Source organism: Pontibacterium sp. (assembly GCF_964228735.1).
Classification (GTDB): domain Bacteria; phylum Pseudomonadota; class Gammaproteobacteria; order Pseudomonadales; family Balneatricaceae; genus Pontibacterium.
The window spans coordinates 120,080-144,973 of the sequence record NZ_CAXRBQ010000086.1; the positions used below are offsets into that span (position 1 = coordinate 120,080).

Sequence of the window (24,894 nt, forward strand, 5' to 3'; positions counted from 1 at the left end):
CCGGTATACAAAAACAAAAAAGCCACCTGCATCGGTGGCTTTTTCTTTTACGGCGCAACCTCAAATCGGTTGGCGGTTTTCGGTCGTCAGAATCATGATCAACGCTTCACTGTGCTCCAGCGCATCCCGACCCAGTGGTGTCAGATAACCCCCATCGTCCTGGGTGATCAGGCCCTTGTCGTGCAGGCGTTTCGCAGCATCAATCATCTCCTGCGCTGCCGTATGGTGGACTTTAATGCCACTCTGGGTGGATTCCAGAGAAAACTGGCTGAGCAGGTTCAGTTCATCAAGTAGAGACTGGTTGTACGGCATCTGTTGGTTCCTTCTGTCAGACCGGAAATTAGTTCCGGCTCATAGAGACATCACAGCAGGTCAGACGCGCGGTGCACAGACTCCGGGGTTGGTCGAGCGGGAGTGTGCTCAGAGGAGGCAATGTGCACGCTATCCTTGCGAATAATACGAATGACCTTCTCTACTCTAGCACCTTTAGTATGCTGTTTGACAATATGTGGATTGTTCGTAGCTTCAGCGACGGCTTTGAAATCCATAATTGGACTCCTTTTACTTATTATTCTGAGATTGCCTGTTGGTACGTTGCATTCACAGGATGTAGGAACAGTACGGAATTAATCAGCAAGAACATAGGTGCGGTCGGATACATTGTCCGACCTGGTTTTTGTGTCTATCCACTATCGGACAGTTGTTCCTGAGTCACCAGTCAACTTTGGTTTGATGTGCTACTGCAGCATGTTTAAAACTCATGTTGATAGCGTGATATTGGGTTGCGTAGGGAATCTTTCTGCTCTTATCTGAAATACGAAGCTTTCCACCGAATAAGCGCAGCAAAACGCTGACTTATCTCTGCCTAAGCGGGCTATTATTGCTAAAAATTCTTACACCCTTTTTTGATCCGGAGGTCACCTCATGAGCATCACTCGTATGGAAACCGGCCAGCGCATGAGCCGTATTGTTATCCACAACAACACCGTATACCTGTGTGGTCAGGTGGCTGCGGACGCATCTGCAGGCATCAAAGAGCAGACTCAGACCATGCTGGACAAAGTGGACGCGCTGCTGGAGCAGGCAGGAAGTGACCGTGAAAATATCCTTTCCGCGACTGTTTACATCCGCGACATGAAAGACTTCGCAGCGATGAACGAAGTATGGGACGCATGGGTACCGGAAGGTTTTGCCCCTGCACGTGCGTGCGTTGAAGCACGTATGGCACGCCCAGAGCTGCTGGTGGAAGTGTCTGTGATTGCTGCGCAGAAGTAATTTTCTGGCGGTAAAGACAAGATCAGCTGCACAGGGAAGGTGCGAACAAGTCTCGTGAGTGCTCTGCAAGCCCTTAAGCCTGTAGATGCAAGGCGCAGTTTGCAGTTAATGGCCTTAGTCCTTAGCAAAAACTGCAACACCGCAGATGCAGGCTTAAGGGCTTGCCCTGCGGGGCTTTCGGGAAAATTCGCACTCGGTGTCAGCGCTTTTTGTAAGGTCTGGACATTACTTCAAAGCTCTTCCTTGATTGCGAACCTTCCCGAAAGCCAGAGCGCCTACAGGACTTATTCGCACCTTCCCCAGAGCAGCTGATCTTTCTCTCTTAAACCGGTGTTCTCCGGTTTTTAATTCAGCAAGTCTGCTGTTGTTTCGTACTGCTCTGCCAGCCAGAAATCCGCGGCAGTTTCTCCTTCATCCCTCAATACGGCAGCCTGACGGCGCAGCTCCTGTATGATCTCTTCCCTGCGAATGCGCGGCTGATCCGCACCTTGCAACTGCGGTGAATTATTCTGAACGGCCTGGTAGTCCATCTTCTTAATCCTCTTCGCGTCTTGTTGTTATCTGTGTTCGAGCAGATTTCGAACAGAAGGTCAGTATAGACGGGAATTCAGATAGAGATATTCCGCGGTCGAAATTTGTACACTTGTTGATTCCAAAGTGCACAAAAAGTGATTTAGAGCAATTTTTGAGCAGTTAGAACTGCTGCATCATTTCACGCACCTTTCGATCATCTTCACAGCGTTTGGCATACGCCAACGTTTCTTCACTGCAGGTGAGAGAGGTGGTGTCAGCAGGCAGGTTTGCGCCGGAGTTAATCAGAAAATGGATCAGCTCCAATCGTTCGGTGGCCAACGCTTGTACCATCAGCTCTGCATCCTCACTTATCCGGCAACCGTGCTCAATCAGGCGACTGATATGTACCATCAGCTCTGTCTCGGCGCAGTGGGTAAAGCATGCGCAGAGCAAACCTGCAGTGTTGGCATCTGCTCCAGCACGCAATAACTGTGTGAGCAATGCCAAACTGTGTTCCGACTGTTGCAGTGCCAGCAGGGCAAACGGGGTGTCACAACTGGCGGTGGCGTTAGCGTCACAGCCCCGGTTCAGAAGTAGCTCCAGTGATTTGGGCTGGTGGGCACGGATCGCCAGCTCAACCGCCGACTGGTTTTCGTACAGCCGTGCGTCCAGTTCATCGGCTTCGAACTTGGCTAACAGCTTGGCCAGTTTGTCGAGATCGGCGGAGGTGATGGCGTCTACCAACTTCTGTTGGCGCCCGGAAAATAGTTTCAACATAGATAATCAGAATCCAAGACGGCTGCGCAGCGGTTTGATCGTCAACAGCAACAGTACAAGTGCGGCTGCCCAGTGTAACAGGCTGTAAGCGTCGCCGTGCTGATGATTGGTAATGCCCTCTGCCAATTGGATGGCGTGTTCGCCGAGCAACCCGTCGACCAGCAGACCGATCGCAATGGCGCTGATGCTGATACCGGACAGGTAGAGTACCACCGCGCGCTTGCCCAGCTCGCGTAACAGAATCCCCAGTGAGGCGATGTTGGTAGCAGGGCCAACCAGCAAAAAGACCAATACGGTGCCGGGTGATAGCCCGGCAAGCAGCAGCGCTGCTGCCAACGGCGTGGATGCGCTGGCGCAGATGTAGAGTGGCAGGCCAACCACGAGCATCAGCAGCATCGCGCCGAGACCTGAACCGTAGGCGGCCAGATTACCCGGTTCGATTACGGATGCGATGACTGCGGCCAGCACCAGGCCAAAGGCCATCCAGTATTTGATGTCGTCCAGGATATCAACCAGCGCAAAACGCATACCGGACCAGATCCCTGGTGTCGTCTGAGTATCGGTATCGTTGCTGGTGCAGCATCCTGCTGTTTTTGTATCAGGTGCAGTTTCCTGAGTTGTCTTACTGCTACAACAGCTCTCAGCAACTTCAGGTTCCGGTTTTGATGATTTGCTCGCACAGCAGCTTGTTGCTGCCTGTTTCTGTACGGGTTCGGCTTTCTTGCTGCAGCAGCTTTTAACCATTTCCGGCTGGGAGGCTGTTTCCTGTGCAGTTGGCCGGTCAAAGAACAACACCATCAGACCACTCACGATGGCACTGGTGATCGCAGCCAGTGGCCGAATCACCGCCATCACGGGTCCCATCAAGGCATAGGTGACCGAGATGGAATCAACCCCTGTTTCCGGCGTGGCGATCAGGAAGGAGGTGGTGGCCGGTTTGGAGGCGCCGCTACGATGTAGTCCCACGGCGGTGGGCAGTACGCCACAAGAGCAGAGCGGCAGCGGTGCACCGATCAGGGCTGCACGAATTACCGAACCGGGACCATTGCCGCTGAGCAGACGCTTCACCAGCGCCTCGGGAATCCAGCCTTTAATCACCGCCGCGAGGGAAAGTCCCAGCAGTAACCAGAGTGCTGTCTCCAGATAGATGTTCAGCAGGTTGTCCAGAAAGGTGATCAAATCGGTCGGCTCCTGACGGAAAACAGATTGCGTGCTTTAAATATACCGCGAAGTGGATCATGCGGCGATGTCGTGTCAGATAATGCCCCACACACGCAGCAGGTAAATACCGGCACTCAGGCTCAATACCGAGCCCAGGGTGGTGGTCAGGATGATGTTGGCGGCCAGCTCGCCGTTGGCGCCGCTGCCTTTTGCCATCACAAAGCTGGCGGCAGCGGTTGGGCAACCAAAGAGGATAAACAGCATTGTCAGCTCCTGACCGCGAAAGCCATAGAGCCAAGCTCCAATGCTCAGAACAATTGGCAGGATGACGAGCTTGGTAGCCGTGGCCCAGAACGCCATCGCTGAGCTGTCACGCAGGCTCTTGAGGCTCAGGGAACCTCCTATGGCCAGCAGTGCCAGCGGCAGAGTGAGGTTGGCGAAGTAGCGCCCGGTTTTGTCCACCACCTCGGGCAGCGTCCAACCCATAAAGGAGAAGGGCAGGGCGACCAGCACGGCCAGGATCAATGGGTTCTTCAGTATCTCCAGCAAGGCGTCGCTGAACTTGAGACCACCGTCTTTGTGCAAGGGTACGGTCAGGGCGATGATCGACAGGGTGTTGTAGAGCGGGATTACCATCGCCAGTAGGATTGATGCCTGGGCAAGCCCCGAATCAGCAAACAGATTGTAGGAGACCGCCAGACCAATTATGCCGTAGTTACCACGAAAAGCGCCTTGAATAAATGCGCCGAGATCGCGCCCGTCTTCAATCCAGCGAGCCGCCAGCCACCAGATAGCAATAAAGGAGACGAGGGTGGCTCCGACAAAATAGATCAACTGGTCGGGGTTAAAGACCGAATGGAAATCGGTGCCGGAGATTGCCATAAAGACCAGCGCCGGCAGCGTCAGGGTAAACACCAGCTTGGAGGAAGTGCCAACAAAAGCGGCATCAATGACACCGATCCGCTTCAGCACTACGCCAAGGAATACGATGAAGAAAATTGGAGCAACGGTGTTGGCGGTAAACGCCAGCGACTGCAGATAGAGGTCCAAGGGTATCGTCCACTGAGTGTGATGTGCAGGAAAAATGCAGGCGGGATTCTAGCACAGAGGCTGCGACCAAAGGGTGGGTACCACTTAGACGTTTGGTCAGGCGCTTATGAGATGGCGGTCAGGTGGTAGTCAGGTGTTTCTTTGGGTAATCAAACAGCGTAAGCGTGCCGCAGCTTTCGGCCAGCTCTGACCAGCTGGTGATGCTCAGGTGGATATGCATCAGGGCACCGGTTGGGAATTTATCCAGCTCTTCATGAGTTAGGAAGTATCCCAGCATTTCCAGCCCCGGGTTGTGGCCGAACAGCATGATGTGGCGGTAGCGGTCGGACTGGTTTTGCAACACGTTGAGCAGTGTCTCGTAGCAGGATTCGTACAGTTCGGGGATCTCGCGGATCTCTTCCGTTGGAATCTCCAGTGCTTGGCTCACTGCCTCGGCGGTTGTAAGCGCGCGTACAGCGCCACTACTGAGAATACGGTCGGGATAAAGCTCGAACTTAGCAACTCGCTTGCCCAGAGCTGGCAGGTCGCGGGAGCCGCGTTTGTTGAGAGGGCGTTCGAAATCGGAAAGCGTTGGATCGTCCCAACTGGATTTTGCATGGCGGATCAGGGTGAGCTGGCGCATGGAATTTCCCCCCTTTGAGTTACAAGTATTGTGGCAAAGTGGAGAAATCACAACGTAAATTGTTGCCCGGTGGTGCGCCAATTCCGGGCAACTTGGGGGAGGCTAGTTAGCGGTAGTCGTAAAAGCCGCGGCCGCTTTTCTTGCCCAACCAGCCTGCTGCGACGTACTTACGCAGCAGTGGTGCCGGGCGGTATTTGTCTTCACCCAGATCCCGGTGCAGAACCTCCATCACCGCCAGGCAAGTATCCAGACCGATGAAGTCGGCAAGGGTGAGTGGCCCCATCGGATGGGCACAACCCAACTGCATAGCGGCATCGATGTCTTCCACATTGGCGATACCCTCTTCCAGCACGTAGCAGGCTTCGTTCAACATCGGAATCAGGATGCGGTTAACAACAAAACCGGCCTTATCGTTGCAGGCAACCGGATTTTTGCCCAACTTTTCGGTGAAGGCCTTGGCGGTATTAAAGGTGTCATCGCTGGTGGCCAGGCCACGAATCACTTCAACCAGTGCCATGACTGGCACCGGGTTAAAGAAGTGAATGCCTACTACTTTTTCAGGGCGACCGGTTGCTGCACCGATGGTGGTGATGCTGATAGAACTGGTGTTGGATGCGAGAAGGGTTTCGGGTTTGCACACGGAATCCAGATTCTGGAACAGGTTGAGCTTGAGCGTGATATCCTCACTCGCAGCCTCAATCACCAGATCACAGTCGGCAAGTTCGGTAAGGGAACCGACCGGCGTGATGTTCTGTACGATTGCATCTGCTTCCGCCTGGGTGATCTTCTCGCGCTCGACTTGGGACTGCAGACGTTTGGCAATAGTCTGCACACCGGTTTCGGCGGCTTGCAGGTTTAGATCCGACACGCGTACCGGTACACCGGCCGCTGCAATTACCTGGGCAATACCCGCACCCATCTGTCCGGCGCCAACTACGCCAACCTGGTTGATCTCAGTCATCGTGTCCCGTTCCCTTTCGCTGTGGTTTGATCAGCGCAGTATACGGGAAAGTGCTTATTTCTGGTAAGGGTTAGCTATCGGTCAGTTTGTCAAAGTCGTCGGCACCAGGGCCGAGGGGTTGGCCGTAGCTAAACTCCACATAGTTGCCGTTGGGGTCACGCAAGCCGCAGTAGTAACCCACCGGGAACGGTTCCTGGCGCGGTTCCCATACCAAGTCACCTGCTTTGCGCGCTTTTGCGGCGAGCTGGTCAACGGCGTCTTTGCTCCCAAGGGCAAACCCGAAATGCCGGTAATCGTCGGCCGCCAGTTCCAGATCATTGCCGCCATTCATCAGCACAAATATAAAGTCGGTCTCGCGGTCTGGTTCGGCCATCCAGACAATGCGTTTCGGTTCATGGTGGCGTTGGTGAATGATCACCATGCCGCAGTAGGTTTGATAAAACCGTATACAAGCTTCTATATCTCTTACATGTAGGGCGATATGAGTCAGGCGTGGGGTATGCATAGGTCTTTGCTCAGAATGATAAGTTGAGCCGGGTGGTAAGCCGATCGAAGAGGGAAGTGAGCCCCCGAATCTTTTTTATTTTAACGTATTCAGTATCTGCAACCGTTCTGATTGTCGGGGGCCACAAGCAGAAAATTATTCGGTTCAGTGATCTTCTAGCAGACCATTGTCGACGATTTTCCAAGTTAATTCACAGGCTTCCAGGCGTTCCTGCAAAGTAGCTTCTATCTCCTCATCTGTTAGTAATTGTTCTAAGTCTGATTTTAGTTCCCGGTCGAGTTTTAAATCCTCTATTGGAGAGGTTTGGTTGCTCCTCATTATTAACCGCCCTCAATCTCTTTTGGTTGGTCATGTCCATGTTTGAGGCTTACCAAGGGGTAGCACGCCCGCATGTAGCGGGTTCCTTTTTATTATTTGTTGCCGCGCTCTGATGAGCGATGCGTCATTTAAGGCTAGCATTGATCAAAAAAAATACACGCCAAAAATGGAAATTCAATATATGTATTCCTCGTCAAAAAAAGGGTTAATTTGATGGTGTCCTTAAATTTCTTTTGAAATCAATTAGCTCTGTAGGTTGGGATCGTATCGGTATAAAGCGTTTGATTTTAAAGGCGTGCTTTTTATAACGAATAGGAATGTAAATTGTGACCCCTTTGTTGTTCTTTGTACCTTTCTGAACGTGTGTCCCATCCCAGGCATACAAAAGAGGCTTTATTTTCGAGCGGTGCCATACTAATAGCTATGGTGATTGCGCCGGGAAATATGAGGACAGGGGAAGGCATCATGAGCGATACGAGAGGCAGCAAGATTCCAAGCGAGATCAACCCGCAAGAATTCAGTAACGTGCTGGAGGTTGCAGCATGGGCCTGCAGAGAGTTTGCAGAAAAACCGGTGTTTACCAGCTTAGGACGTACCCTGAGCTATCAGGAGCTCGATGAACTGGCGGATGCGTTTGCGGTATACCTACAAAAACATACCGGCCTTGAACCTGGGGATCGGATCGCCATTCAATTACCTAACATCGTTCAGTACCCGATTGTGTTAATGGGGGCACTGCGTGCAGGCTTGGTTGTAGTGAACACCAATCCGCTGTACACCGCGTCCGAGATGCGACACCAGTTTAGAGATTCGGGTGCGAAGGCGCTGGTGATTCACAAAAGCATGGCGTGTAAGGCGGAAGAGATCCTCGATGATACGTCGATTGAAACAGTATTTGTTACCCAGGTTGGGGATCTGCACAGTTTTATAAAGCGGGTGCTGATCAACGCTGCGGTGAAATACGTTAAAAAGATGGAGCCGCCATTCAGGCTGCCTGAAGCAATCCCTCTGTTTGATGCCCTTGACCTGTGTTTGGGTGGGATTCCAGAGCCACTGGAGGTCAAACCCGATGATCTGGCTGTACTGCAGTATACCGGGGGTACAACAGGTGTTTCCAAAGGTGCGATGCTTACCCATGCCAATATCGTGTCCAACATCCTGCAATCCTATGAGCGGATCAATGCGGTTGGCAACGACTGGCAGGATGCGGTGATCGCGCCGCTGCCGCTCTACCATATCTATGCCTTTACGTTGTCCCAGGTGGTAATGCTAGCGGGCGGTCATAGCGTTCTTATCCCCAATCCACGCGATATTCCGAGCCTTATCAAAGAAATGGAGCATTGGCCACCGACGACTTTCCTAGGGTTAAACACCCTGTTTGTGGCGTTGTGTAAACAACCTGAATTTGCTGAGCTGAATTTCGAGCAGTTGCGGATGACGGTCTCTGGTGGGATGGCCCTGACCCATGCAGCGGCTAATGAATGGAAAGCGGTCACCGGGTGCGAAATTATGGAAGGCTATGGGCTGACGGAAACATCGCCGGTGGTTGCTGTAAATCCCTGTGATGCTATTCAGCTGGGCAGTATTGGATTGCCGGTCACCGCAACCGAGGTAAAAGTCATTGGGGATGATGGAGGTTCTGTCTCTGATGAAGCTCCTGGAGAGTTGTGTGTGCGTGGCCCCCAGGTGATGAAAGGCTACTGGCAGCGTCCTGAAGCCACCGATCAGGCCTTCACCGAGGATGGGTATTTCCGCACAGGTGATATTGCTGTGTTGCAGAGTGATGGTTATCTGCGCATTGTGGACCGTGCGAAGGATATGATCATCACCTCTGGGTTTAACGTCTATCCCAACGAGGTGGAAGATGTTCTGAGCTCTCACCCGGATGTCATCGAATGCGCAGCGATTGGTGTACCCGATGAGATATGTGGCGAGGTGGTGAAGGCCTTTGTGGTGACCGAGGCTGATGCACTCACGTCCGAACAGATCCGTGAATGGTGTCAGCAGCAGCTAACACGCTACAAAGTACCGCAGCATGTCGAGTTCGTTGGTGAATTGCCAAAGACCAATGTAGGTAAAGTATTGCGCAGGGAGTTACGCGAGCGCAGAACTATGGATGATGAGAACCGGGCTGCTGGTTAATGTATCGAGAATGCTTGAGGTGCTTGAGGATTTAGAACTTGGGGGATGTCGGTGAGCCACGTCCCCTGTGGCTGAAAGGAATTACGGCGGAACTAGGCAGATACTGAAGATTGGAACATATCGAGGGTTTCTTGGGAGTTACTGCTTTGCTCTTCAGTGCGGGTTCTGCTTTCCCGATAGGCGGTAGGTGCCACGCCAATGTGTTTCTTAAATACTCGGGTAAAATAGGACTGATCGCGGAATCCAACAGAAAGTGCTATATCCAGTATCGGCATATTCGGGTTCTGTAAAAGCCGCATGGCTTCTTCAATTCGCGTTCTCTGCACAAACTCCTGGAACGTGATACCACACTGTTTGCGGAAACTACGGCTGAACTGGAAAGGACGCATGCGACAGAGGCATGCCATCTGTTCTTCGGTGATCTTCTCGGTGAAGTGTTGTTGAATGTAAGAGATCGCCGGAGCCAGAGCGCGTTCTTCCTGGGTGCCGTTATTGATAAAGCGTGCTTCTTCAGGAATTGGTGGCGACTGAGACCCGTTGAATGGGGTGTTTTCCCAATGCCCGTGGCTCTCAATCTGCTTTTTAAGCTGCTGAATTTCAAGCTCCGCCTGAGAAGCGTTAAGCGGCTTAACCAGAAAATCCCACACGCGCATTCTCAGTGCCCAAACTGCTAATGCCTCAGAGTGCTGTTCCGTGAGCAGCAAAACAGGAACATCAGGGTAGTTCATACGGGTTGATCTGAGCAGATCAAGACCGTACTTGTCGGGGTAATCGTAGTCGAAACAGATAGCCTGAGGCTGAAACTCTACGGCTTCTTCCGTGACAACACTTTCGGGTGTCACAATGCGCACAACGAAATACTTTTCAAACAAGACTGAGATGCCTTCGTCACTGCCTGAGGCTTTCATGTCTATCCAGAGTAACACTGATTTTTCCATGAATCCCGCTTCCAAGTCCGTGTAACAATTGGCTTATATATGTACAGCTGTTACGCAGTGTTTGTTAACAATCTTGAACACTGTACAAAGCAGTTTAGTCCAAATCTTTACAGCTAACGGGCTAAACCCTTCATTTATTGCACGTTAAGCTTGAAACATTTTCATTGCTGAACGGATTGGTAAGAACTACAAAATAATCCCAGCGTTTACGCAAAATAGTGCCAACCCTGTCCAAACACCCCTCCTATAGTTCCCCGTGTGAGTTGATTGACATACCTGCATGCGACGCTGATTCAAACAAGCATGTCATGCAACAACTGAGGACAGAACAATGATGACTCTCAAAGAAAAACTGATTGCATTCCTGAAAGAAGAAGAAGGTTTGACCACAGTGGAGTACGCAATTGCGGGTAGTCTGGTGGCCGCTACAGTTATCGTTGCGTTCCAAGACCTGGGTACCGGTGTTGATAACACTATCTCCAACCTGGCTGAGTGTCTTAACTCTGCAGCTGATGGTACTTGCCCAAGTTAATAGCTGGCGCATCAGTAACTAATCGCTTGGAGGGAGGAGACTACGATGATTGCTTATTACACCTATGATCTATCTTCGCTCCTCCTTCTGACCGCGTTAGTCATTGCAGTCATAAGTGATCTGCGTAGACATCGAATTCCAAATTGGCTGACCTTCTGGACGCTGTTAGGGGGATTGATGTTGCAGTTTGCATTTATCGGTTACGACGGTTTGCTCTCAGGGCTTGCTGGCGCGGGAATGGGATTAGTGTTGCTGATCCCATTTTACTTGCTCGGTGGAATGGGAGCAGGAGATGTAAAAATGATGGCTGCTGTCGGTACATTGCTTGGCTATCAGTCAGTAATGCTTGCTGCGGCCTTTAGTATTTGCCTTGCAGGCGCCTACGCCATTTTTCTAGTGACGTATAAAGGAGAGTGGACACAGCTTCTTCAACGTTACTCAGTCTCCCTGAAAACTAAGAGTTATGTGGCACCGGATGCAAATTCGGTAACCAACAGGCGCTTTCCGTTTGCGTTAGCAATTGCCGGTGGCACGGTTGCAGTGCTGATGATGGAGTCTCAGCTGGAATTTTACCACCTTTCAACAGAGCTCACCTATCGGTGGCAACTATGGGGGGCAGGATGATGAATTCCCATCTGTTAAAAGAGGAACCTGTGCAGCAGGAAGGTCTAAGAATACTGGCACCGCGGCCAAAAACCGTGGAGGAAACCCAGTTACCTATGCACTTCTTAGCAGAATTACTCGTAAAACACATTAATGACGCGGGCTTACTGACACTGAAGCAGTTAATGCAACGCATTGCATTGGCAGGCCCTGTCATTGAGGAAATTATTAGCTTTCTGCGTAAGGAAGTATTGATCGAAGTACATTCCAGAGGGTTCGAACACAGGGAATTGTATTACGGTTTGACTCAGCGGGGGCGCGATTATGCGGTTGATGCCTTCGCCAAAAGTGGTTACGTCGGCCCTGCTCCTGTGCCTATGAATCTATATCGCGCAGTGGTAGAGGAACAGTCGATACATAACTTCAAGGTCACAAGGGATCATTTCTATCGCGCTTTTTCCAAGATCACATTAAAAGCGGAACTCAAAGATCAACTTGGACCCGCGCTCAATTCAGGCCGGGCCATTTTCATTTATGGTCCCGCTGGTACCGGTAAAACGTACATCACACAGAAAATGCTGAAGCTGTTTGATGATAGCTGCCTGATTCCGTACGCAATTGAGATCGACGGCACCGTAGTAAGTGTGTTTGATCCGCTTATTCATCACCCGGTGGAAGAGATCAAGACAAATCCTAATGTCCTGCTCGACGATGACTACGATGCGCGATTTGTGCGTTGCGAACGTCCTGTTGTAATTACCGGTGGTGAGTTGGGCATGGAGATGCTTGAGGTGAACTATAACCCGGTACTGAAAGAGTACCAGGCACCGTTACAGCTCAAGGCAAACAACGGCATGTTCATCATCGACGATATGGGCCGTCAACGGGCTACGCCGATGGAGATCTTTAACCGTTGGATCGTACCTCTGGAAGAGCATACCGATTACCTGACACTGAGTGCTGGTAAGCACGTTCAAACACCGTTCGATCAGGTTGTGGTGTTTTCCTCCAACATTAATCCGCTTGATCTGGCCGACGAAGCGTTCCTGCGCCGTATCGGCTACAAAGTGTACTTCGGCTTTCTTGAGCCAAACGAGTATGAGCAGATCTGGCGCCAGGAGTGCGCTGAACGTGACATTCCATTTGATCCGGAACTTCTGCACTACGTGCTTTACCAGTTGCACGGCACAAAAGGTGTTGCGTTGCGTCCATGTCATCCCCGCGATTTGTTGGGAATGGCTTGGGATCGGTTCTTGTATCAGGGCGGCGAAGGTCACCTGATGCCGGAACATCTGGATTGGGCTTGGAGTAGCTACTTTGTCGCACTGGATGCACAAAAACAGATGACTGAACGTTAAGCCTCTAGGGAGGGTTTTCTCATGTTAAAAACCAGAACGGTGACATTATTCATCCTTTCGGTCGCCTTTGCCGTAGGCGCAGCCTGGATAGCGAATAACTGGATCAGTTCCCAGAAAACGACTGTTGCTAAACAGGAAAAAGTGGGGCAGCCGGTGGTCTTAGCAGCGCTGGATATTCCCTATGGGCACACCATTGAACGTCGGCATCTCAAGGTCGTAATGATGCCGGAGGATGTTGCTCCGGTTAACAGCTTCAGAAGTGTAGATGATGTGGTGGGCAAAGTATCAACAAATATTCTGCTGCCAGATGAGATCATTCGTACCGAACGTGTATCCGATCACCTCGAAGGGGCGACACTGGCGGCGCTTATCGATCCGGAAATGCGTGCATTTACTGTGCGAGTAGACGATGTGGTGGGCGTAGCAGGGTTCCTGTTGCCGGGTAACCGCGTGGATATCATTGCATCCCGCTCCAGAGGTAAGGGCAATGTGTCTTCAACCACTTTGCTGAAAGACGTCAAGGTACTGGCGGTCGATCAGACTGCGAGAACGGATAAGAATGATCCTGTTGTGGTACGTGCGGTAACGCTGGAGTTAACCCCCCGCGAAGCCGAGAAACTGGCTGAGGCACGTGGCGAAGGCTCTATTCAGTTAACCCTGCGTAATCCAGTCGCGGAAGAACCAAAACAGGTGGCGAAAGCAAAACCAAAACGTACCTATAAGGCGGCACCGAAGGTGATCGTAATTAAAGGTACAGAGTGGCAATCCAAGAAGGTTCCGATGTAATGCAGTTGCATAAAAAATGAAGTGTGGAGATTCATGAAGCCTGGAAAGACCTCGTGATCACGCCACAAGGGAAAGCAGAGGAATGATCATGGCATATTCAGCAACCGTAGAAGATACAGGCCGTCACAGCCTGTCGGAAAGATGGCTAATACAGTTCCTTATGCTGCTGATAATCGCAGTGCTAAGTATCAGTAACGCATATGCAGTGGATGAAGCTATCGCGCTCGAACGCAAAGCTAAAATCGTTAACGTTCCACTCTACAAGTCTCGGATTATCCAGCTGGGTGGTCCAGTACACAAAATATCGGTAGGTAACAAAGAGGTCGCCGATATTCTCGTGATGCGCTCCAACCAGGTGTACATCGTGGGGAACGGGATTGGTACCACCAACATTCTGATGTGGGATAGCCAGAACAATCTGACTCAATCCCTGGATGTCGAGGTAACCCCCGATGTGAATTCCCTCAAAGAGAAACTGCACCAACTCCTGCCGGGTGAGTCAATCCGTGTGAATATGTCACAAGGGGCAATCGTTCTAAGTGGCGAAGTGTCTAATGCACTCAGTATGGATACAGCCATGAAGGTTGCCCACAGCTATCTCCAGGCACCGTCGTCAGAAGGTGCGACCACCGAAGGTAATGTAATAAACCTGATGAATATCGGTGGTTCTCAGCAGGTCATGTTGAAAGTAACGGTGGCTGAAGTGTCCCGCTCCGTAATGAAGCGATTGGGCATCAAATTCCATAGCTTCTCTCAGGGTGGGGATACCAATTGGGGAGCGGTCAGTGGTGGCGCTACATTCCCTGATTCAACATCCTTTAATGCGATTGGGGATGAGGTGGTAGTTTCCCGCAGTGGCTTGTTTAACTCGGGAGGCGTCGTTGGTCCAGCGGTGGATGAGTTTGCACCTGGGGATCTGGCCATCTCTGATAAAGGCTTGTTTGCCAGTTACTTAGACGATGACTTCCTCTTCTCTATCGCCATTGATGCCGCCAAGGATAACGGTCTGGCTAAGGTATTGGCGGAGCCTACCCTGACAGCACTGACCGGTCAGGAGGCCGAGTTCCTGTCAGGTGGTGAGTTCCCGATCCCGGTACCGGATCAATATGGTATCACCATCGAATTCAAAGAGTTTGGTGTTGGCCTGAAGTTTATCCCGGTGGTACTCGATTCCGGGCGCATTAACCTCAATTTGAACGTTAGTGTCAGTGAATTGGTCAGCTCAACGTCCGTGTCAATCGGTGGCGGTGCGGCTAGCGCAGGATTCTTTGTGCCAGCCCTGACCAAGCGCAGTGCCCGTTCTACCGTGGAGTTGGGTGATGGCCAGACAATTGGTATCGCAGGCCTGATCAGCGAAAACATGCGTGACGCGGTATCCAAGTTCCCGGGCCTGGGCGATATCCCAGTGCTGGGTCATCTGTTCCGCAGTCAGGAATTTGAAAAAGGCGAGACCGAACTGGTGATTATGGTGACACCGACACTGGCTCAACCGTTCGATGCGGCTGATATCCAGCTGCCGGGGGATGGATTCGTCGAGCCGAATGATTTCGAGTTCTACATTCTGGGCCGCACCCACACCGTAGTTTCAGAGGACTCCACTGCTGAAGATCAAGAAGCGGCAGCCGAAGGTGAAATCGAACCTGCGCCTGAGTCCGAAGAGGAGGTAACCGCCCAGGCCTTTGCTGTGGATGATGAGGATGCGGTTGTACGATCGGCCGCGGGTGGTTCGGAAAGTAAGTTCGGTCACAGTATTAACTAAGCAGGGGACAGGACCATGAAACTTCAAAAGATTCTGATGCCAGGTGCTGTTCTGACACTCACTGCAGCGCTGGTTGGGTGTTATGGCAACTCCACTTTGCCGGAGCAGGGAGAAGGCTATCACGAGATGGTCGAGCGCCAGACTGCGTACCCAGACAAGATGGTTGAAGCGGGCAATCCGCCACTGGATGGCACGGTTGCTGCCCGGGTAGTTAAAACCTACCGGGCTGATGCAGCCGAACGAGACTCTGTACGTAGCACCATCAATGTCAATATTGGTAAGTAATTTCCGGCTCAAACGATCAGTCCGTTGTTCCTGACAGCTGAGAGGCGCGACGGACTGCCTATCAAATACTTGTTGAATAGGAGGAACTGACGATGGATAGGCCTTATTCAACCCGGATGGTTTCTCCGCGCAGTTTTAAGCGGCAACGCGGCGTTGTGATGGTGATTCTTACCATCGGGATGCTCGCAATCTTAGCGATGAGTGGTTTAGCACTCGATAGTGGACATATTCTTTTAACCAAAACCCGCCTTCAGAATGCTGTAGATGCCGCAGCATTAAGCGCTGCAGAAGTACTGAGCACCACCGGTAGTACGGCGAATGCAACCGCTGAAGCTAATGCAGCGTTCACATCCAATCTGGATGCTCCGGGCAATAGCCAGCTGGCTGATGCCTGGGCGGACGGTGCCGGGGAGATCACCCTGAACGTGGAGTTCTCGACGGTTGTCTCTCCTTTCACTCCGTCAGGGAATCCGCCTTATGTGCGGGTAACCGCCACCGGATTTACGCTGGATAGTTGGTTGGTTCAAGTCGTCGGGATTACCGAAACCGAAGTGGTTGCCAGTGCTGTCTCCGGACCATCTGCGGGATTGACCGGTATCTGTAATGTCGCGCCCATCCTAGCGTGTGGTTGTCGTCCCGGTATCGATCCCGGCTGTTGCGACCCAACCGGGCCTGCCGGCTGTTCCGGCGACGACTATATGGAGGACTCCTTCAACCCGGTCCTGCCGGCGGCAGGAACACTGGATGTCGATGATATTACCGGTCTGAGCCAACCTGCGGGGGTCGGTAGCGACGTCGGCCCGGGTAACTACCAGATGTTACGTATGGACGGCGCCAAAGGTGCCAGCGACTTGCGTAATGCGCTTGCTGGAAACTCCGATTACTGTGTCGATACCAATGCCGACGGTGAAGACTGGGTGGATACCGAACCCGGTAACATGGCGGGGCCAGTATCAACCGGTTTGAATGCCCGCTTTGATGGCAGCAACAAGTTTGATGTCCCTGCGGATTATCTGACCGAAGAGTTTCTGGAAGATGAAGGCGATGAGTTGATCATTGTTGAAGATCCGGATGGGCTTAACGTAGTAACAACCGCATCAGGATTGGATCCAAGCGGCAGTGTATTTGACTACGCCCAGTATGCCAGTGAAATTGGTTCTGCGGTTTGCGGTGCGAGTGGTGGTATCGAATGTCAGCAGTGGCGTCGCATGATGGTGCTGCCAATCGGCAACTGTGACGGCTCAATCAATGGTACCAGCAGTCCGGTCGAAGTTCATGCTTACGGCTGTTTCATGTTGTTGCAGCGGGTGGAACATACCGGTAAGCGTGCCGTGTTTGGTCAGTTTGTACCAAATCCTGGTGGCAACTCCATTCCTGGTTGTGACGCCACCGGCGGTATCGATCCTGACCTGCCGGAGTATGCGCCAACCAAGATCGTACTGTACCGCAACTCAGACAGTGGAGATTCATGATGAAACCTATCTTTGAATCTCAAAAAATGCCCAAGCGCCAGCGAGGTCTCGCAGCGGTGGAGTTCACAATCGCCGCACCGATCCTACTGATGCTGTTTATTGGTACGGCCGAACTGGGCAAGTTGCTGTACGACTACAACACCTTGAGCAAGGCGCAGCGAAACGGGATCCGTTACCTGGCGGCCCAGGCTTCTCCTGGTCAAACGGAGGCCGCGATTGATAACACTACCTTCATCGACAATGCCACAAATCTTGTGGTGTATGGCAACCTGGCGGGCACTGGTGATCCTCTGCTGGAAGGCTTTAGCACCGATGATGTGACGTTTGATGATCCCACCGTTGATGACGTTCGCGTTACGGTCACCTATGACTACTCACCAATGATATTTAATGCCGTGCCAAGCTTTGGATTTGGGACGCCGACGGCTCTGAATTTTACCCTGAGCTCCTCTATCACCATGCGCGCGTTGTTGTAAGGGGAGTGGGAGGATTGACCATGTTTAAAAAACAACGAGGAATGACAAGTGTCGAATTCGCCATTGTCGGAGCTGTCTTTTTCATTCTGTTGTTTGCGGTGATTGAGTTCGGGCGTTTGATGTTTGTGATGAACACGCTCGATGAGGTTACCCGAAGGGGCGCACGTCTGGCGGCGGTATGCCGAGTTGGACCGGCGGAGGTGACGTTTATTCAGAACCGAGCCATTTTCGACGGCAATATCATTGACGGGCTGGAGGCTGCTAATGTTCAGGTCCAGTATTTTGAGGACGACGGTACTACTGAGGTAACCCCCGACGCCGCGGACCCGGATAGTTCAATTCCTCTAATCGATTATGTTCGTGTGGGTATCGTCAATTATCAACATACGATGTTGATTCCAACCTTTAACCTGACAATACCCGTACCGGATTTTTCTACAACGATTCCAAGTGAAAGCCTGGGTGTACATCCAGATGGAAGCTCAGCGAGCTGTTCTTAGGGAGAGATGAGTATGATGAATGACCTGGTAAATCATACCGCGCATCAGCCCCGACTGGATTTTGGTCACCGGGACTGCCAGATATTGATCGCGAGTCGTTCGACTGCGGCTGTGGATAACCTCAAGCAGATTCTGGCACCGTTACCGAAGACCAAGTTCAAAACGCAGGTGTTGATGAACGGTCATATCGATCCGTTAAGTGGTCTGGATGCACTGCCGGATCTATTGGTGTTCCGATTGGACTCCAACTGGGAGGTGGAGCTGGAAGCGTTGTGTGCCCGTCCGGCTTGTCAGCGCCCACCGATGATAATTGTGAGTGCTGAGAGTGATCCACAGGTGATGCGATCTAGCATGCAGGCCGGCGCACGGGACTTCTTTGTGGAGCCGTTGGATGTAGAAGAGATCCAGCGTTCTGTGGAGCGCTTAAGCCGAGAGGTAATGGACAATCCCTCCGACCAAGAGGCAAAAATCACAATTGTGATGAATGCCAAGGGGGGATCGGGTGCCAGTCTAATTGCCTCTAATGTAGCGCATGCATTGTGCCAGGAATATGAACAACGGGTTGCCCTGGTGGATCTTGATCTGCAGTTCGGCTCTCTCTCCTACTATCTTGATCTCAACCTTAAACACGGTATCAAAGAAGCATTAGATAACGTGGATGATCTGGATGCTATTGCACTGGACGGTTATCTGGTGAAGCACAGCAGTGGCCTCAGGGTAATGGGGGTTGAAGAGGGACGTATGATCCTCAACGACGAGGTGTCCAGTGAGCGACTGCGGCACCTGATATCCCTCTTGGCCCGTGCCCACGATCATGTAGTGATTGATGTGCCGCGTCAGATTGATCTGATCACTTCAACCGTACTGGAGATGGCGGATCAGATAGTTGTCGTGACTCAGCAGAGTATCACGCATCTACGGGATACTTCGCGCCTGCTGGATGTCTTGCGGGATGACCTGGAAATTCCCAACGAGCATCTGGAGGTGGTGATTAATCGCTACCAGAAAAACTCGATGATCACCCAGACAGAGATTGAGAATGCACTCAAATTCAAGTCTATGATCTGTATTCCTAATGACTTCAAGAGCGTTTCTGAATGCCTGAACGATGGTGTTCCGCTGCTGAATGTTGCCCGCAGGGCCCCGGTTACCAAGGGGGTAATAGAATTGTGTGAATCGGTGCGTGGAAATAAAGCCGATGCATCTCACACCGTTCTCGGACGGCTATTTGCCAAACTTAAGGGGGCCTAAGATATGTCACTATTAAGCGAACGACTCAATCTGCTTCGAGGCCAGGCATCAAAAGATGAGCAGGGATTTGATTCAGATCTAGCAACCCAGGAACCGGTTGAACAAAAAACCGCAAAACCCGCGCACCCACCTTTGCATATCACGTTGTTGTCCCCCGCTGAAGCTGAGTGTAAGGAGCAGATCTATAAGGAACTTCTGAAAGTCATGGATCTGTCCCTGATCGATAGCCTTGAAGAGCAGGAGGCACGACGACAGATTCGTGAAATATGCTCGCACCTGATGTCTGAATCAGAAGTGCCGCTGAGCGCCGTTACACGTGAGCGAATTGTTGAGCAGATTGAAAATGAAATCATGGGGCTAGGCCCCCTGGAGCCATTGCTCTCCGATACGACGATTTCAGATATCCTGGTGAATGGATACGACACCGTGTATGTGGAACGCTTCGGTAAGCTGGAACACTGCCCGGTGAAATTCACCAACAATGTGCACCTGCTCAACATCATCGACCGTATCGTATCCAGCGTTGGGCGTCATATCGATGAAGCGTCCCCGATGGTTGATGCCCGATTGGAAGACGGGTCCCGTGTGAACGTGATCATCCCACCGCTTGCGCTGGACGGTCCGCAAATGTCCATTCGTCGCTTCGCAGTCGAGTTGCTGACGATGGAAAACCTCGTGCAGTTAGGCTCAGTCCCGGAGCAGGTTGCGCCCATTCTAAGGGCTATCGTAAAAGCACGGCTCAATATTTTGATCTCGGGTGGTACCGGCTCAGGTAAAACCACCATGCTTAATATCCTCTCCGGATATATTCCAGAGGATGAACGCATCGTCACTATTGAAGACTCCGCCGAGCTTCAGCTGCAGCAACCACACGTTGTACGTTTGGAAACCCGCCCACCAAACATTGAAGGTAGAGGTGAGGTAACCCAGCGTGACCTGGTTAAAAACAGTTTGCGTATGCGACCTGACCGTATCGTCCTGGGTGAGGTACGTGGTGGTGAAACATTGGATATGCTGCAGGCGATGAATACTGGTCATGATGGTTCCCTGACAACCATCCACGCCAACAGTCCGCGTGATGCGTTGGGGCGTATTGAAAACATGGTCTCCATGACGGGTATCAACTTCCCGACCAAAGCGCTTCGTGCCCAGATTGCATCCGCTATTGATGTGGTGCTTCAGGTCGGCCGCTTAGAGGACGGTCGTCGTCGCTTGCTGAGTATTCAGGAAGTGAATGGCATGGAAGGCGACATCATTACGATGTCTGAACTGTTCCAGTTCCAGCGTCATGGCCTGGACGAAGATGGCAATGTACTTGGTGAATTTGTTGCAACCGGTGTAGTGCCTCAGTTCCATCAGCTGCTTGCGCAGAAAGGTTATAACTTGCCGCTGGAACTGTTCGAGCCCGAATAAGAGGAGGGTAGACAATGGAAATTGAATTTGGCCCTGTTGTGTTCTTTTCGATGGTGGGAATAGCCGTCTTCCTGCTTACATTTGGTATAACCGTTCCCGTATTCGGAGAGTCGGGTAGCGCCCGTAAACGTCTACAAAAACGGCTACGGGAAATTCAACAAAGCTCTGATAAGCCGCCTATTAGCAGTCTGCTTCGGGAAAAGTACCTGAAGCGCTTGGGTGGAATGGAGCGATCATTGGAGCAGCTGCCGGGAATGGAGAACCTGGCGCGCTTTATAGAACAATCAGGCAACACAATCCTGGCTTATAAACTGGTGCTGATTGCACTGGCATTTGGCATCGTTGCCGGCGTGGTTGTTTTTGTCTTCTCTAACTCTATACCGATGGCGGGATTGATGGCCGTGGTGGCAGCGTCGTTGCCGTTTATGAAAATTTTTACGGATCGCCGTAAACGCATGGATCGGTTTGATGAACAACTGCCCGAAGCCATCGATATCATCAAACGCGCACTGCAGGCCGGACATCCGTTCAGTGAGTGTCTGCGTTTGGTTGCTGAGGGATTGGATGGACCTGTGGGTAAAGAGTTCGGTATTACCTTCGCCGATCTGAACTACGGTAATGATCTACGCCGGGCGATGATCGGACTGTTGGAAAGGATACCCAGTATTACGCTCATGGCGTTTATAACTTCGGTGCTGGTGCAGAAGGAAACCGGCGGTAACCTGGCAGAAGTACTCGATAAAATCGGGCAGGTTATCCGGGGGCGTTTCCGCTTTCAAAGGAAGGTTAAAACGCTATCGGCAGAGGGGCGCTTATCAGCCTGGATACTCACCCTGGTGCCGTTTGCGCTATTTGTGATGATCTACTTTACGACCCCATCTTACCTGGAAATTCTGGTAGAAAGCACAGACGGGCGTGAGTTAGTTATCGCTGCGAGTGCGGCAATGATTATAGGTATTTTCTGGATCCGCCGCTTACTCAAAATAGAGGTATAGAGCCATGGATTATCTATTCAATCTAATTAACGAGTATCTCGAGAATGAGCAGCATACCCAGATGGTATTCGTGGCGTTTGCCGCCGCAGCCGCTCTCGCGTTTGCATTCAGTCTGATTGTGCTTTTCAACTCTTTTACCTCTCCTTATGAAAATCGAAAGCGAGTACTGACCAAAGTAGCGGGAGGTACGCAAACTGACTCCGGATCACGGATGATGCATTCTCTGGATCCGATAACCAATCTGATGTTGCCGAAAAAGGAAAAGCACACCTTCGAGGTTCGCCAGCGGTTGATGCATGCGGGTATTCGCTCCGAAAGTGCGGTGAAGAATTTCTACGCAATCAAAATGCTATTGGTCATTTTTTCATTTGGATTGGTGGTCGTGGTGGGGAGTTTTATACCCGAAGCCTCCGCAAAACAGGTATTAACTTATTCTTGTCTGGCAGCGGTGGCGGGCTTCCTCCTTCCTTCAGTCGTTCTCGATCACTTGGCGAAAAAGCGGATTAAAACGATTCATGCCAGCTTCCCTGATGCACTGGATCTGCTGGTGGTGTGTGTGGAATCCGGACTGGGATTATCCGCCGCGTTACAGCGGGTTGCACAGGAACTGGATGTGAGCCATCCGGAGCTCGCGGAAGAATTGAATCTGGTGAACGCAGAGGTACGTGCGGGTGTTCATCGTATTGATGCATTAAAGAATCTGGCGGAACGAACCGGGGTGGATGACATTAAAGGTCTGGTGGCCTTGCTGGATCAAAGTGTGCGCTTTGGTGGCAGTATCGCGGATACCCTGCGTGTGTATTCAGAAGAGTTTCGTGACAAACGAATGCAGCGAGCAGAGGAATTTGCGGCTAAGATTGGTACTAAGATGATCTTTCCGCTCACTTTCTGCCTGTGGCCCGGCTTCTTCCTGGTTGCAGTCGGACCCGCCGTTCTGAAGGTGCTTGAAGCTCTCGGAAGATAGGGGATTATTTGAGAAGGAGTTCCAGGATGCAAAGGTTTTCGCTAGATGCAGTGCTATCCCGAAAAAAGCGCTGGCCGCGTTGGATGGTTTTAACGCTGATAGTTGGAGTGACTGGGTGTGCAGCGACTCAAGAAAGCCCGGATAAAGTTGATGACAATGCTCTCTATGAAGGGCGATCGACAGTCACCTTCTCAAACTTGCCGGAGGCCAAAACAGCGGAAGAGGGGATTGCTCTTGGCGATCAGCAACTCCGTGCTGGCGAGTTTGATAAGGCTCTTTTCATGTACATCCAGGCGATGCAGCTGGATGAAACCAATACCGAAGCGCTCTATAAAATAGGTCAAATCCATTTGGACCGTGGAAACACCGGTAAAGCGGTCGTGGCCTTTGAGGGAGTGCTGGCTCGTGACTCTGAGCATATCTATGGCAATGAAGCATTGGGTATTCTCTATCTGAAAGCTAACCGGTACCAGGATGCTCACCTTTTCTTCACCAAGTCGGTGCAAGCCGACAGAAATCGTTTGATGGCTGATAAGGCCGAAAACACCGAAAATGCTGAGCCTCAGTCACTGACTGAGGATGAGATCGCTTCCCTGACGGAGCAGATCCAGGCGGATAAGAAATCACCCGCGCACGCTTATAACGGGCTTGGGGTGGTCGCAGATCTTAAAGGCGATCACGATAAGGCGCAGTCATTGTACGACGTGTCATTGCAGATCAACCCAAGAGCTGCGATCACGCTAAGCAATAAGGGGTATTCTTACTATCTGAGCAAACAGTGGAGCAAGGCTGAGAGAGCCTACAAAGCGGCGCTGAAAATCAACCCTAAATCCCCACAGGCTTGGCGTAATTTGGGATTGTTATACGCCAGACAGGAAAATTATGTATCCGCGCTGACAGCGTTTGAGCAAGTGATGGACAGTGCCGATGCCCACAATGACGTCGGTTATATTTGTCTGTTGGAGGGTAAGTATGACAGGGCCGAGTACTATTTCGATAAAGCTATGACCCTGTCTCCGATGTATTACGAAAAGGCGCATGAGAACATGAAGCTTACCCAGCGCCTGCGTGATAGCCAGATAACTCAGTTTACGCCTCAGCCTAAACAAAAAGATTAACGGATGTGGTGTACCATCAGCTTAAATCGGCTGAATGTCGTATCCGACCCGATACCGTAGCGTAACAGGTGCATACGCTCGGTTTCGGGGAGGTTCGCTCCCGGCCGCATATTCACACAGCTTACAAAGCCGGCTTTGCTGATCAGCTCAGCTGTGACAGGATCATGATCCTGTGTGCTGCCATTTGGATATGCGAAGTGGTCACAACTGCGTCCCACCATTCTCTCAATCGCTACTTTACACTCGTTAATCTCCCGAGCCTGTTCATCACTACTCAAGCGGCTTAGGATTGCATGGCTGCATGTGTGGGCACCAAACTCCACCAGGCCGGAATCACGCATCTCGTCAATCTCAGCTTGGTTGAGAAGGCGATAGGGAGAGTGGTTATCTACAGGCTGTTCCGGATCACTGCCCAGCGCAAGGATCAGTTTTTTTACTTCTTCGTTTAAGCGCTGGTTATGCATCCCTTTCAGGGAGCTTTGTATCCGTGCAGATGCGTTAGCTTTACCGGCCGGTGTGCGGAGATCGAAGGTCATGCCGTTCCAGCTGAAAGACACTTCACCGGTATCGGCCAAAGCCTGATTGAGGCGGCAGAACCAGATAGTGTCTGCGCCATTCATTTGATCGGAGACCAGATAAATGGTGGCTGGTGCGTTGTATTTCTTGAGAATAGGAAATGCAAAGTCGTAATTGTTCTGATAGCCATCATCAAAAGTGATAACCGCAGTTGGTTTATCGACATCACCCTGATTAAGCATATCGATTGCGTCGGATAAGCGCACAATGTTGAAGTGCTGGCTTAGATAGCGGATCTGCTCCTCAAACGTTTCCTGATTGATAAAACACCAGTCATCAAATGGCAGTGGTCGATCCAATACACCGTGATAGGCCAGGATAGTGATACCACGTCGTTTCAATACTCTGTGTAACAGAGAAGGTATACCTGCAAAACCAAGCGCATCAATTACCAGTTTTCTAATCAATGTAAAACCTATCCGTGTCCGCATTTATATAGTGAAGAAGCAGGTGTCGAGGGTAGCCGCCTGTGAGATTAGGGGTGACATCGTACTTGGCACCATACCTCTATAAGCGGTATCGATACTCTAGTGTGTGAAGAGAG

26 protein-coding genes are annotated in these 24,894 nt (G+C 51.4%); 16 read left to right on the top strand and 10 right to left on the bottom strand.

All coding sequences use genetic code 11. The features are described from left to right. Nucleotides 1–60 precede the first annotated feature (60 nt). Complete coding sequence (locus ACEQ15_RS10010; RefSeq protein ID WP_370279023.1) at nucleotides 61–312, bottom strand: TIGR02647 family protein; 252 nt, start codon at nucleotides 310–312, stop codon at nucleotides 61–63. A gap of 612 nt (nucleotides 313–924) precedes the next feature. Here ACEQ15_RS10010 and ACEQ15_RS10015 point away from each other — a divergent pair. Next, nucleotides 925–1,275: a RidA family protein gene (locus tag ACEQ15_RS10015; protein ID WP_282351317.1), complete on the top strand. Its 351-nt coding sequence runs from the start codon at nucleotides 925–927 to the stop codon at nucleotides 1,273–1,275. Between the two features lie 344 nt (nucleotides 1,276–1,619). On the opposite strand, the gene ACEQ15_RS10020 is transcribed toward ACEQ15_RS10015, so the two are convergent. From ACEQ15_RS10020 to ACEQ15_RS10050, 7 genes are all read right to left on the bottom strand, one after another. Then, on the bottom strand, nucleotides 1,620–1,805 hold the full coding sequence (locus ACEQ15_RS10020; RefSeq protein WP_370279026.1) for a hypothetical protein: 186 nt from the start codon (nucleotides 1,803–1,805) through the stop codon (nucleotides 1,620–1,622). Between the two features lie 163 nt (nucleotides 1,806–1,968). Further along, nucleotides 1,969–2,565 (bottom strand): hypothetical protein, encoded by a 597-nt coding sequence (locus ACEQ15_RS10025; protein WP_370279027.1) that lies wholly within the window; start codon nucleotides 2,563–2,565, stop codon nucleotides 1,969–1,971. 6 nt (nucleotides 2,566–2,571) lie between these two features. Further along, complete coding sequence (locus ACEQ15_RS10030; protein ID WP_370279028.1) at nucleotides 2,572–3,744, bottom strand: SO_0444 family Cu/Zn efflux transporter; 1,173 nt, start codon at nucleotides 3,742–3,744, stop codon at nucleotides 2,572–2,574. Nucleotides 3,745–3,819: 75 nt separating this feature from the next. Next, on the bottom strand, nucleotides 3,820–4,776 hold the full coding sequence (locus ACEQ15_RS10035; RefSeq protein ID WP_370279030.1) for an AEC family transporter: 957 nt from the start codon (nucleotides 4,774–4,776) through the stop codon (nucleotides 3,820–3,822). 118 nt (nucleotides 4,777–4,894) lie between these two features. Further along, the gene (locus ACEQ15_RS10040) at nucleotides 4,895–5,398 is read right to left on the bottom strand and encodes a histidine phosphatase family protein (protein WP_370279031.1); all 504 of its coding nucleotides are present in this window, start codon (nucleotides 5,396–5,398) and stop codon (nucleotides 4,895–4,897) included. A 106-nt stretch (nucleotides 5,399–5,504) separates the two neighbouring features. Further along, complete coding sequence (locus tag ACEQ15_RS10045) at nucleotides 5,505–6,359, bottom strand: 3-hydroxybutyryl-CoA dehydrogenase (protein ID WP_370279032.1); 855 nt, start codon at nucleotides 6,357–6,359, stop codon at nucleotides 5,505–5,507. A 70-nt stretch (nucleotides 6,360–6,429) separates the two neighbouring features. Further along, nucleotides 6,430–6,864, bottom strand: a complete 435-nt coding sequence (locus ACEQ15_RS10050) for a VOC family protein (RefSeq protein ID WP_370279033.1) — start codon at nucleotides 6,862–6,864, stop codon at nucleotides 6,430–6,432. 783 nt (nucleotides 6,865–7,647) lie between these two features. Between ACEQ15_RS10050 and ACEQ15_RS10055 the strand changes: the two genes are divergently transcribed. Next, the gene (locus tag ACEQ15_RS10055; protein ID WP_370279034.1) at nucleotides 7,648–9,324 is read left to right on the top strand and encodes an AMP-binding protein; all 1,677 of its coding nucleotides are present in this window, start codon (nucleotides 7,648–7,650) and stop codon (nucleotides 9,322–9,324) included. Nucleotides 9,325–9,416: 92 nt separating this feature from the next. Here the strand turns inward: ACEQ15_RS10055 and ACEQ15_RS10060 are convergent, their stop codons facing one another. Continuing rightward, nucleotides 9,417–10,262 (bottom strand): helix-turn-helix domain-containing protein, encoded by an 846-nt coding sequence (locus ACEQ15_RS10060; RefSeq protein WP_370279036.1) that lies wholly within the window; start codon nucleotides 10,260–10,262, stop codon nucleotides 9,417–9,419. Nucleotides 10,263–10,593: 331 nt separating this feature from the next. Here ACEQ15_RS10060 and ACEQ15_RS10065 point away from each other — a divergent pair, with 331 nt between their 5' ends. From ACEQ15_RS10065 to ACEQ15_RS10130, 14 genes are all read left to right on the top strand, one after another. Then, nucleotides 10,594–10,794, top strand: coding sequence for a Flp family type IVb pilin (locus ACEQ15_RS10065; RefSeq protein ID WP_370279037.1), 201 nt, complete (start codon nucleotides 10,594–10,596; stop codon nucleotides 10,792–10,794). 45 nt (nucleotides 10,795–10,839) lie between these two features. Continuing rightward, nucleotides 10,840–11,418, top strand: a complete 579-nt coding sequence (locus ACEQ15_RS10070; RefSeq protein WP_370279038.1) for a prepilin peptidase — start codon at nucleotides 10,840–10,842, stop codon at nucleotides 11,416–11,418. 554 nt (nucleotides 11,419–11,972) lie between these two features. Beyond that, nucleotides 11,973–12,755 (top strand): hypothetical protein, encoded by a 783-nt coding sequence (locus ACEQ15_RS10075; protein WP_370279039.1) that lies wholly within the window; start codon nucleotides 11,973–11,975, stop codon nucleotides 12,753–12,755. A gap of 21 nt (nucleotides 12,756–12,776) precedes the next feature. Then, complete coding sequence (gene cpaB, locus ACEQ15_RS10080; RefSeq protein WP_370279040.1) at nucleotides 12,777–13,541, top strand: Flp pilus assembly protein CpaB; 765 nt, start codon at nucleotides 12,777–12,779, stop codon at nucleotides 13,539–13,541. A gap of 88 nt (nucleotides 13,542–13,629) precedes the next feature. After that, a complete protein-coding gene (locus tag ACEQ15_RS10085; protein ID WP_370279041.1) occupies nucleotides 13,630–15,300 on the top strand; it encodes a type II and III secretion system protein family protein in 1,671 nt (556 codons plus the stop codon). A 15-nt stretch (nucleotides 15,301–15,315) separates the two neighbouring features. Further along, nucleotides 15,316–15,585: a hypothetical protein gene (locus ACEQ15_RS10090; protein ID WP_370279043.1), complete on the top strand. Its 270-nt coding sequence runs from the start codon at nucleotides 15,316–15,318 to the stop codon at nucleotides 15,583–15,585. A gap of 92 nt (nucleotides 15,586–15,677) precedes the next feature. Continuing rightward, on the top strand, nucleotides 15,678–17,057 hold the full coding sequence (locus ACEQ15_RS10095) for a pilus assembly protein TadG-related protein (protein ID WP_370279044.1): 1,380 nt from the start codon (nucleotides 15,678–15,680) through the stop codon (nucleotides 17,055–17,057). Further along, complete coding sequence (locus ACEQ15_RS10100; protein ID WP_370298382.1) at nucleotides 17,054–17,533, top strand: TadE/TadG family type IV pilus assembly protein; 480 nt, start codon at nucleotides 17,054–17,056, stop codon at nucleotides 17,531–17,533. The genes ACEQ15_RS10095 and ACEQ15_RS10100 overlap by 4 nt, the downstream gene beginning before the upstream one ends. A gap of 20 nt (nucleotides 17,534–17,553) precedes the next feature. Then, nucleotides 17,554–18,033 carry a TadE/TadG family type IV pilus assembly protein gene (locus tag ACEQ15_RS10105; RefSeq protein WP_370279046.1) on the top strand — a complete coding sequence of 160 codons (480 nt, stop codon included), beginning with the start codon at nucleotides 17,554–17,556 and terminating at the stop codon, nucleotides 18,031–18,033. Between the two features lie 12 nt (nucleotides 18,034–18,045). Next, on the top strand, nucleotides 18,046–19,284 hold the full coding sequence (locus ACEQ15_RS10110) for a CpaE family protein (protein ID WP_370279047.1): 1,239 nt from the start codon (nucleotides 18,046–18,048) through the stop codon (nucleotides 19,282–19,284). A 3-nt stretch (nucleotides 19,285–19,287) separates the two neighbouring features. Beyond that, nucleotides 19,288–20,697 carry a CpaF family protein gene (locus ACEQ15_RS10115; RefSeq protein WP_370279048.1) on the top strand — a complete coding sequence of 470 codons (1,410 nt, stop codon included), beginning with the start codon at nucleotides 19,288–19,290 and terminating at the stop codon, nucleotides 20,695–20,697. A 14-nt stretch (nucleotides 20,698–20,711) separates the two neighbouring features. After that, the gene (locus ACEQ15_RS10120) at nucleotides 20,712–21,692 is read left to right on the top strand and encodes a type II secretion system F family protein (protein WP_370279049.1); all 981 of its coding nucleotides are present in this window, start codon (nucleotides 20,712–20,714) and stop codon (nucleotides 21,690–21,692) included. 4 nt (nucleotides 21,693–21,696) lie between these two features. Then, the gene (locus ACEQ15_RS10125) at nucleotides 21,697–22,656 is read left to right on the top strand and encodes a type II secretion system F family protein (protein WP_370279051.1); all 960 of its coding nucleotides are present in this window, start codon (nucleotides 21,697–21,699) and stop codon (nucleotides 22,654–22,656) included. A gap of 26 nt (nucleotides 22,657–22,682) precedes the next feature. Beyond that, a complete protein-coding gene (locus tag ACEQ15_RS10130; protein WP_370279052.1) occupies nucleotides 22,683–23,774 on the top strand; it encodes a tetratricopeptide repeat protein in 1,092 nt (363 codons plus the stop codon). On the opposite strand, the gene ACEQ15_RS10135 is transcribed toward ACEQ15_RS10130, so the two are convergent. Beyond that, entirely contained in the window at nucleotides 23,771–24,757 is a 987-nt protein-coding gene (locus tag ACEQ15_RS10135) for a polysaccharide deacetylase family protein (protein ID WP_370279053.1), read from the bottom strand. The genes ACEQ15_RS10130 and ACEQ15_RS10135 overlap by 4 nt on opposite strands. Nucleotides 24,758–24,894 lie beyond the last annotated feature (137 nt).

Excerpts from the sequence above, each read along its gene's own strand:
- ACEQ15_RS10010 (WP_370279023.1), bottom strand. The coding sequence starts at position 312 with ATGCCGTACAACCAGTCTCTACTTGATGAACTGAACCTGCTCAGCCAG.
- ACEQ15_RS10015 (WP_282351317.1), top strand. The coding sequence starts at position 925 with ATGAGCATCACTCGTATGGAAACCGGCCAGCGCATGAGCCGTATTGTT.
- ACEQ15_RS10020 (WP_370279026.1), bottom strand. The coding sequence starts at position 1,805 with ATGGACTACCAGGCCGTTCAGAATAATTCACCGCAGTTGCAAGGTGCG.
- ACEQ15_RS10025 (WP_370279027.1), bottom strand. The coding sequence starts at position 2,565 with ATGTTGAAACTATTTTCCGGGCGCCAACAGAAGTTGGTAGACGCCATC.
- ACEQ15_RS10040 (WP_370279031.1), bottom strand. The coding sequence starts at position 5,398 with ATGCGCCAGCTCACCCTGATCCGCCATGCAAAATCCAGTTGGGACGAT.
- ACEQ15_RS10045 (WP_370279032.1), bottom strand. The coding sequence starts at position 6,359 with ATGACTGAGATCAACCAGGTTGGCGTAGTTGGCGCCGGACAGATGGGT.
- ACEQ15_RS10050 (WP_370279033.1), bottom strand. The coding sequence starts at position 6,864 with ATGCATACCCCACGCCTGACTCATATCGCCCTACATGTAAGAGATATA.
- ACEQ15_RS10055 (WP_370279034.1), top strand. The coding sequence starts at position 7,648 with ATGAGCGATACGAGAGGCAGCAAGATTCCAAGCGAGATCAACCCGCAA.
- ACEQ15_RS10060 (WP_370279036.1), bottom strand. The coding sequence starts at position 10,262 with ATGGAAAAATCAGTGTTACTCTGGATAGACATGAAAGCCTCAGGCAGT.
- ACEQ15_RS10065 (WP_370279037.1), top strand. The coding sequence starts at position 10,594 with ATGATGACTCTCAAAGAAAAACTGATTGCATTCCTGAAAGAAGAAGAA.
- ACEQ15_RS10070 (WP_370279038.1), top strand. The coding sequence starts at position 10,840 with ATGATTGCTTATTACACCTATGATCTATCTTCGCTCCTCCTTCTGACC.
- ACEQ15_RS10075 (WP_370279039.1), top strand. The coding sequence starts at position 11,973 with ATGCTGAAGCTGTTTGATGATAGCTGCCTGATTCCGTACGCAATTGAG.
- cpaB (WP_370279040.1), top strand. The coding sequence starts at position 12,777 with ATGTTAAAAACCAGAACGGTGACATTATTCATCCTTTCGGTCGCCTTT.
- ACEQ15_RS10085 (WP_370279041.1), top strand. The coding sequence starts at position 13,630 with ATGGCATATTCAGCAACCGTAGAAGATACAGGCCGTCACAGCCTGTCG.
- ACEQ15_RS10090 (WP_370279043.1), top strand. The coding sequence starts at position 15,316 with ATGAAACTTCAAAAGATTCTGATGCCAGGTGCTGTTCTGACACTCACT.
- ACEQ15_RS10095 (WP_370279044.1), top strand. The coding sequence starts at position 15,678 with ATGGATAGGCCTTATTCAACCCGGATGGTTTCTCCGCGCAGTTTTAAG.
- ACEQ15_RS10100 (WP_370298382.1), top strand. The coding sequence starts at position 17,054 with ATGATGAAACCTATCTTTGAATCTCAAAAAATGCCCAAGCGCCAGCGA.
- ACEQ15_RS10105 (WP_370279046.1), top strand. The coding sequence starts at position 17,554 with ATGTTTAAAAAACAACGAGGAATGACAAGTGTCGAATTCGCCATTGTC.
- ACEQ15_RS10110 (WP_370279047.1), top strand. The coding sequence starts at position 18,046 with ATGATGAATGACCTGGTAAATCATACCGCGCATCAGCCCCGACTGGAT.
- ACEQ15_RS10115 (WP_370279048.1), top strand. The coding sequence starts at position 19,288 with ATGTCACTATTAAGCGAACGACTCAATCTGCTTCGAGGCCAGGCATCA.
- ACEQ15_RS10120 (WP_370279049.1), top strand. The coding sequence starts at position 20,712 with ATGGAAATTGAATTTGGCCCTGTTGTGTTCTTTTCGATGGTGGGAATA.
- ACEQ15_RS10125 (WP_370279051.1), top strand. The coding sequence starts at position 21,697 with ATGGATTATCTATTCAATCTAATTAACGAGTATCTCGAGAATGAGCAG.
- ACEQ15_RS10130 (WP_370279052.1), top strand. The coding sequence starts at position 22,683 with ATGCAAAGGTTTTCGCTAGATGCAGTGCTATCCCGAAAAAAGCGCTGG.